Source organism: Paramuribaculum intestinale (genome assembly GCF_003024925.1).
Classification (GTDB): domain Bacteria; phylum Bacteroidota; class Bacteroidia; order Bacteroidales; family Muribaculaceae; genus Paramuribaculum; species Paramuribaculum intestinale.
The window spans coordinates 1-7223 of record NZ_PUED01000127.1 but is presented as its reverse complement, the minus strand read 5'-3'; the positions used below and the strand labels follow the sequence as shown (position 1 = coordinate 7223).

6 protein-coding genes and 1 pseudogene are annotated in these 7223 nt (G+C 59.0%); all 7 read left to right on the top strand.

Annotated features, from left to right (window positions below; all coding sequences use genetic code 11):
- Positions 1 to 386 (top strand): annotated as a pseudogene (locus tag C5O24_RS14025) (hypothetical protein); the annotation flags it as partial.
- Between the two features lie 85 nt (positions 387 to 471).
- The gene (locus C5O24_RS09415; RefSeq protein ID WP_107681744.1) at positions 472 to 2085 is read left to right on the top strand and encodes an OmpP1/FadL family transporter; all 1614 of its coding nucleotides are present in this window, start codon (positions 472 to 474) and stop codon (positions 2083 to 2085) included.
- 110 nt (positions 2086 to 2195) lie between these two features.
- On the top strand, positions 2196 to 3122 hold the full coding sequence (locus C5O24_RS09410) for a hypothetical protein (protein WP_107035612.1): 927 nt from the start codon (positions 2196 to 2198) through the stop codon (positions 3120 to 3122).
- 3 nt (positions 3123 to 3125) lie between these two features.
- Complete coding sequence (locus C5O24_RS09405; protein ID WP_107035613.1) at positions 3126 to 4337, top strand: pyridoxal phosphate-dependent aminotransferase; 1212 nt, start codon at positions 3126 to 3128, stop codon at positions 4335 to 4337.
- Complete coding sequence (locus C5O24_RS09400) at positions 4334 to 5608, top strand: ABC transporter permease (RefSeq protein ID WP_107035614.1); 1275 nt, start codon at positions 4334 to 4336, stop codon at positions 5606 to 5608. Before C5O24_RS09405 ends, C5O24_RS09400 begins: the two co-directional genes overlap by 4 nt.
- A 213-nt stretch (positions 5609 to 5821) precedes the next feature.
- Complete coding sequence (hisG, locus tag C5O24_RS09395; protein ID WP_107035615.1) at positions 5822 to 6673, top strand: ATP phosphoribosyltransferase; 852 nt, start codon at positions 5822 to 5824, stop codon at positions 6671 to 6673.
- A partial coding sequence (locus C5O24_RS09390; RefSeq protein ID WP_161553867.1) for a histidinol dehydrogenase occupies positions 6670 to 7223 on the top strand: 554 nt, incomplete at its 3' end. The genes hisG and C5O24_RS09390, both read left to right, overlap by 4 nt.

Genomic DNA, 7223 nt, shown 5'->3' with positions numbered 1-7223 from the left:
GATGGAGCCGTCCCTACTACAATCCCCGCCATCCCGGCGCCGCCCACCGTCCGTCGGCCAACCGTCCGGGCAGCAACCGTCCGGCAACAGGCCTGAGACCCGGCCGCCATCAGAGCACCGGCACATACCGCCCCGGCAACAACTCCTACCGCCGACCCTCCGCTCCGGCAGGCAACTACCGCCGTCCGGCTTCGGGCAACAACGGCAACTACAACAGCAACCAGAACCAGAATTACAAAAACTACACCCGCCCCGGACGCAACAACTCAAGCAGCGACAGCTACCGCCATAATTCGGGCAGCACCTATCGCCAAAGCTCCACCGGTTCATTTCGCTCAAGCGGAGGCACCCGTTCGGGCGGAGGCGGAAGCCGAGGCCGCCACTGACCTGAATCATGGCCAGACCTCCAAGGTCATATCCTGATTCAGCACGCATAAATCCCAACAACGAGATCTTTTCAACAAGAACAAAATGAAAAAGAGCCTTATAACAGCAGCAATAGCGGCTTCCCTGCCGCTGCTGGCCGGAGCACAGACGGCCACCGACGCATTCCAGCTCTCGCAGCAGGGTCTGCGAGGCACAGCCCGCTTCATGTCGATGGGCGGCGCGTTCACCGCCCTCGGAGGCGATCTGTCGACACTCAACCAGAACCCCGGCGGCATAGGACTGTACCGCAACAGCGAGATCGGCGCCACGCTCGACATCAACATGCTGTCGGGCAAGTCGACCACACAGGGCTTCAGCGCCAGTTCCAGCATGACAAAAGCAAACTGCAACAACTTCGGATATATCGGCGCAGTGTACACCGGCAGCGACATAATGCCCTACTTCAACTGGGGCGCAAGCTATTCGCGCACCGCATCGTTCGACCGCCGCTTCAAGGGCAGCATCGGCAACCTGCAAGGCTCGCTGACCAACCTCATAGCCGGCTATACGACCCAGGACGCATTCAGCGACAGCGACCTCTCGGGAGGCACCGACTACAACCCCTATCTCGACTCGCAGGCCTCGTGGATGAGCATCCTGGCCTACAACTCTTTCATGATCACCCCTGTGGGAAGCCCCACCAACTATCAGGGCATGTGGCAGAACGGCACATCGGGCTACGGATCGTTTGCATCGGAGGAGAAGGGCTATACCGACGAATATGCCATCAACTTCGGCGGCAACATCAGCAACATCGTCTACTGGGGCATGGGATTCGGCATCACAGACCTGGAGTACCGCCAGAGCGTCTACTACACCGAAGATATGGAGAATGCATCCATACCGGTGCTTGACAACGATGGAAACACCATCGGCACCACCACGGGCGGGGGCGGTTTCGGCCTTGACAGCTGGAAACATATATGGGGCAGCGGGTTCAACTTCAAGATCGGTGCCATAGTGCGCCCGATCAACGAGCTTCGCCTCGGCTTCGCTGTCCACACCCCCACCTACTACAACCTCAAGCAGGAGGGCTTCGCACAGACCGACTTCGGCATGGGCGGCGGCATCAGCGGCACCAATCAGGTCAACGACGGCTACGTGGACTACTTCGAATGGAAGCTCCGCACACCGTGGCGCATCATGGCCGGTGTGGCGGGCGTCATCGGTTCGCAGGCCATACTGAGCCTCGACTACGAGTATCGCCCGATGCAGAAAACACACGTGAGCGACCGCGACGGCTATGCCTACACCGACATCAACGGCGACATCACCACCTACTACAAGGCTGTCAACATACTCCGCCTCGGAGCCGAATACCGCATTTCGCCGAGCTGGAGCGTCAGAGCCGGCTACCAGTGGCAGTCGTCGCCGGTAGAGCAGTCGTTTGAACGCGGCGAGGAATACGTATATACCGACGGCCCCGACGGCACTGAAACCACGCCGAGCTTCACGATAGACAAGACCCGACAGTATGTGACCTGCGGACTCGGCTACCGCTACAAGAACTTCTATGCCGACGCCGCCTACGTGCATGGCATACGCAAGGGCGCGTTCCAGACTTTCACCGCCAACAACTACAACGGCGCCACTCCGGTACAGGCCAAGCTGTCGGACAAGACCGACCAGATAGTAATATCGGCCGGATTCAAGTTCTGAATCAACCTACAGAATAACACAACACCACAGGGCTTCGGGTCATTTCAGCCCGGAGCTCTTTTTTCATCTCTCCAGATCGTCAATAAACCATCACCAATCCGACCACAGCCATGAAAAGAATCATCACCATGCTCCTCGTCATCACGACCGTCGCATCAGCCGCTGCCGATGACTCCGTAAAAAAATTCCGGAAGATTCTTTCGCGTTACGACGTAGCACCCGAAGCCATCGCCGTGCCGACTGACAACAACGCGGCGTTCTGGAACGCAGCCCTCGGCGCCGACAGAAATCTTGCCCGTCTGAACCGCGACATCGCCAAAGACAAGGGACTCGAACGCAAGGCGATCGACGCATGCACGAAGATGCCTAAATTCTATCCCGAATACAACTCACACGTCAGGATCGACCTGCAACCCTGGGCCGACAGCCTGCTTGCAACGGCAGGACTGCCGTGCGACAGCATCGCGACACGCCTGTATGTGGTCGACAATCCCCGGGCGGAAGCCTTCGCCCCGCTCACCGAGGATGGCTTCGCCATCGTAATCACCACCGGACTCGTCTACAGCCGGGGGTGCGACGACGACATGCTCAACGGCATTATATCGGCACAGGCTGTTCATGGAGCAATGCGCCATCAGCTGCAGTTTTTCTACGACGAGGCCAAACGGCGCCGAAAAGGCAAAGTGTGGAGCGGCATCGCCATCGGAGCGCTCGTGGCGGCTGATCTCACTCTCGCCATGACCGAAAGCGACCATTACGACGACTTCTCATACAACGACTTCTCGACCACCAATATCAACGTCGAGACAAACGGCTCTACACTGACGCCGGCCTACATCTACTCGGCCGACCAGATATACCAGGCCGATCTCTGGGCCTACCGCATGATGGAGCGGCTGGGCAAAGGCGACAGCTACATCAGGGCGCTGAAACTGCTCTCTCCTCAGGTTGCCGGTGCGGAAACGGACAAAGAATCGTCGCCATGCATCTCCGACCGGATAAAATTCATTAACTTTGTGACATCACAAAAACGATAGCCCATGCCTGAAACGTCAAAACGCGGACAGATCATGCCCGCATCGCCCATACGCAAGCTCGTTCCGCTGGCCAACAAAGCCAAAGAGCGCGGTGTCAAAGTATATCAGCTCAATATCGGACAGCCCGACCTGCCCACACCGCAGGCCGGACTCGACGCGCTTAAGCATATCGACCGCAAGGTGCTCGAATACAGCCCGTCGGAGGGACTGCGCTCTCTGCGCGAGAAACTCGCCGACTACTACCACCGCTTCAACATCGACGTGGACGTAGACGACATCATCGTCACCACCGGCGGCTCTGAAGCCGTGCTTTTCGCGTTCATGGCGTGCCTCGATCCGGGCGACGAGATCATCGTGCCCGAGCCCGCCTACGCCAACTATATGGCCTTCGCCATATCGGCCGGAGCGAAGATCGTGACCGTGCCCTCCTCTATCGACGAAGGATTCGCCCTGCCGCCCCTCGAAAAGTTCGAGGCTCTCATCACTCCCCGCACCAAAGGGATCCTGATATGCAATCCCAACAATCCCACCGGCTATCTCTACACGATGAAGGAGATGCTGCAGATACGCGATCTGGTGAAGAAATACGACCTGTTTCTCTTCTCCGACGAAGTGTACCGCGAATTCTGCTACACGGGAGCGCCCTACATCTCGGCCTTCCACCTGCCGGGAGTGGAGCAGAACGTGGTGCTGATCGACTCCGTGTCGAAACGCTACAACGAGTGCGGCATACGCATCGGCGCCATCATCACCAAGCACAAAGAGCTGAAGCAAAACGTCATGAAATTCTGTCAGGCCCGCCTCTCCCCTCCCCTGCTGGGTCAGATCGTGGCCGAAGCCTCGATCGATGCCGGAGCCGACTATATGCTCATGACCTACAACGAATATGTGGAGCGCCGCAAATTTCTCATCGACGGCCTCAACCGCATACCCGGCTGCTACTCGCCGATACCTATGGGCGCGTTCTACACCGTGGTGAGCCTGCCGGTGGATGACGCCGACCGCTTCTGCGAATGGTGTCTGAACGATTTTGAATATGAGGGCGCCACGGTGTTCATGGCTCCGGCATCGGGCTTCTACACCACTCCCGGCATGGGCAAACGCGAAGTACGTATGGCCTACGTGCTCAACAAGGCCGATCTCGGACATGCCCTGAAGGTGCTCACCGAAGCCCTCCGCGCCTATCCGGGCAAAACCGCCGAAGCCCCGCAATGAGAATCGAACTGGAGCTTGCTCGCCGTCTGAGCCTGCGCCAGCGCGCGGCCGCCGGCCGCCGGCACTCCCGGCTTGCTCCGGGAGTGGTGATAGCCATTGCCGGCACCGCGTTGTCGCTGCTGGTCATGGTCCTGGCCGTCAGCATCGCCACCGGTTTCAAGACAGAGATACGCCAGAAGGTGACCGGCTTCGAACAGCAGATCACCGTCAGTCAGGCCGAAGGCTATGGCGCCGAACGCGTCAACCGCGGCATACGGCTCACCGACAGCCTCCGGACCATCATAGCCGATGCCGCACCCGGATCGCACGCGTCGCTGCGCATCCATCAGCCGGCTATGATCAAGACCGACACCGACTTCGAGGGGATAGTGCTGCAAGGCATAACCGACGGCAGCGACACCTACCGGTTTATCGCCCGCCAGACTGCCGAGGGCGACACGATGCCTCACTTTGCCTACGGACACGAAGGGAATCCCATAGTGATCTCGCGCACGACCGCATCGGCTCTCGGGCTTGCCACGGGCGAGACCGTAGCCGTCCACTTTTTCATCGGCGGCAATCTGCTGACACGCAAAATGCGCGTGGCTGCGGTCTACGACACCCACTTCGGCGAATACGACAAGCTCATGGCCTTCTGCCCTATCGACATATTGCAGCGGCTCAACCACACCGACAGCCTGACCGGCACATCCATCGACATCAACGGCCTTGACACCGACATGATCGACGAGGCCACGGCATCGCTGCGCGCCGGCCTATTCAAGCATCTGCAGACCACAGGATCGACCGAATCATACCGCATCGACAACGTAAACACCACCGGCGCCATATACTTCAACTGGCTTGAACTGCTGGATACCAATATAGTGGTGATACTCTCGCTGATGGGCTGCGTGACAGGGTTCACACTCATATCGAGCCTGCTGATAATAATACTGCAGCGGGTGCGTACCATAGGCCTCCTCAAGGCTCTCGGAGCCGCCGACAGCCAGATCAGGCGGGTGTTCGTCATGATGGCCTGCCGCATAGTGGCCGCCGGACTGATAGCCGGAAATCTGGTGGCGGTCGCAATCATCGTGCTGCAAAACCGGCTCCACATAATCCCCCTCAATCCCGAAGCCTACTATCTCAACTATGTGCCGATGGCCGAATGTTTCGGCACGATAGCGCTAATCGACGTAGCCGTAGCCATAGTGTCGGTGGCACTGCTTCTGATACCGAGCCATCTGATATCGCGTATCTCCCCGGCCGAAACCATGCGTTACGAATAAACCTGACGATCCTGCTCAAAATCCGTATCACTAAATTTAGAAATCTCTGAATTTCTCATAAAATGCCTTATCGGCGCGAAATAAACGCGACGATTGCATATTTATGAGAAATTATTTGCTACTTTTGCGAAATGCGGGGCATTTCTCCCCGCCACAAGTCAACGTCAGTGCCCGGCAGCCAACGCCGGGGGATTTTCACGAAAAGCAAAAGTAATGATCAAGATCGCCATTCAGTCCAAAGGGCGTCTAAACGAAGACACCACACAGCTGCTTGCCGATGCCGGCATCACCGTCGGCGCCGGACACCGACAGCTGATATCGCGTGCAAAAGGGTTTGACATGGAAGCCCTATATCTGCGCGACGACGACATACCGCAGGCCGTCAGCATGGGAGTGGCCGACGCGGGCATAGTAGGTCAAAACGAAGTGGAGGAGCGCGGCGAGCCGCTGCGCGTGGTGATGCGGCTCGGCTTCAGCGCCTGCCGTCTGTCGCTCGCCGTTCCTAAAGATTCGGGCTACGACGGCCTCCGATGGTTTGACGGACGCCGAATAGCCACCTCCTACCCGCGCATATTGAGCCAGTTTTTCGAAAGCGAAAACATCCGCGCCGAAATCCACGAGATAGCCGGATCGGTGGAGGTGGCCCCGGCCGTAGGCATGGCCGACGCCATTTTCGACATAGTGTCGTCGGGCGGCACTCTGCTGCAGAACGGCCTCACGGAAGTGCACACTGTCATGCAGTCGGAAGCGGTGCTCGTGGCTTCGCGACAACTGCCGCCCGACAAGGAGCGCGACATAGAGAAGCTCTGCTTCCGCTTCAGGTCGATCATCGACAGCCGCGGACTCAAATACGTGGTGATGAACATTCCGGCCGACCGGGTCGCCGCAGCCGTAGGGATGCTTCCGGGCATGAAAAGTCCGACCGTGCTGCCGCTTGCCGATCCGGCATGGTCGTCGCTCCACGTGGTCATACGCCAGAGCGAACTGTGGGACAAGATCGAACAGCTCAAACAGATGGGCGCGCAGGACATACTCGTGCTCGCGCTCGAAAACATAATCAGATGATCACGACAGTCATCAACCCCGCCCGCAACGAATGGGCCGCACTCTGCCGGCGCAACACCCCCGACGATGCCGACATAGAGGAAGCCGTGGGCCGCATAATCGACGACGTGGCCTCACGCGGAGACGAAGCCCTGCGCGACATGGCTCTGCGATATGACGGCGTGAAGCTCGCCGACATAGCCCTGAGAGCCGACGAGATCGCCGCCGCGGCCGACAGGGTCAGCGACGAGGTGAAACAGGCCATAGCCGTGGCAGCCGACAATATCCGACGCTTTCACATCGCCCAGCAGCCCCGCGCGGTGGATCTGGAGGTGATGCCCGGCGTCAGATGCCTCCAGCGCCCGGTGGCGATAGAGCGTGTGGGGCTGTACATACCGGGCGGGCAAGCTCCGCTCTTCTCCACGGTGCTCATGCTCGGCATACCGGCCTCGATAGCCGGGTGTCGCCACAAAGTGCTGTGCACTCCCCGCACTTCGGTGTCGGACATCGCCCCAGAAATCATCTATGCCGCCACTGTCTGCGGCATAGACCGGATATGCTGCACAGGGGG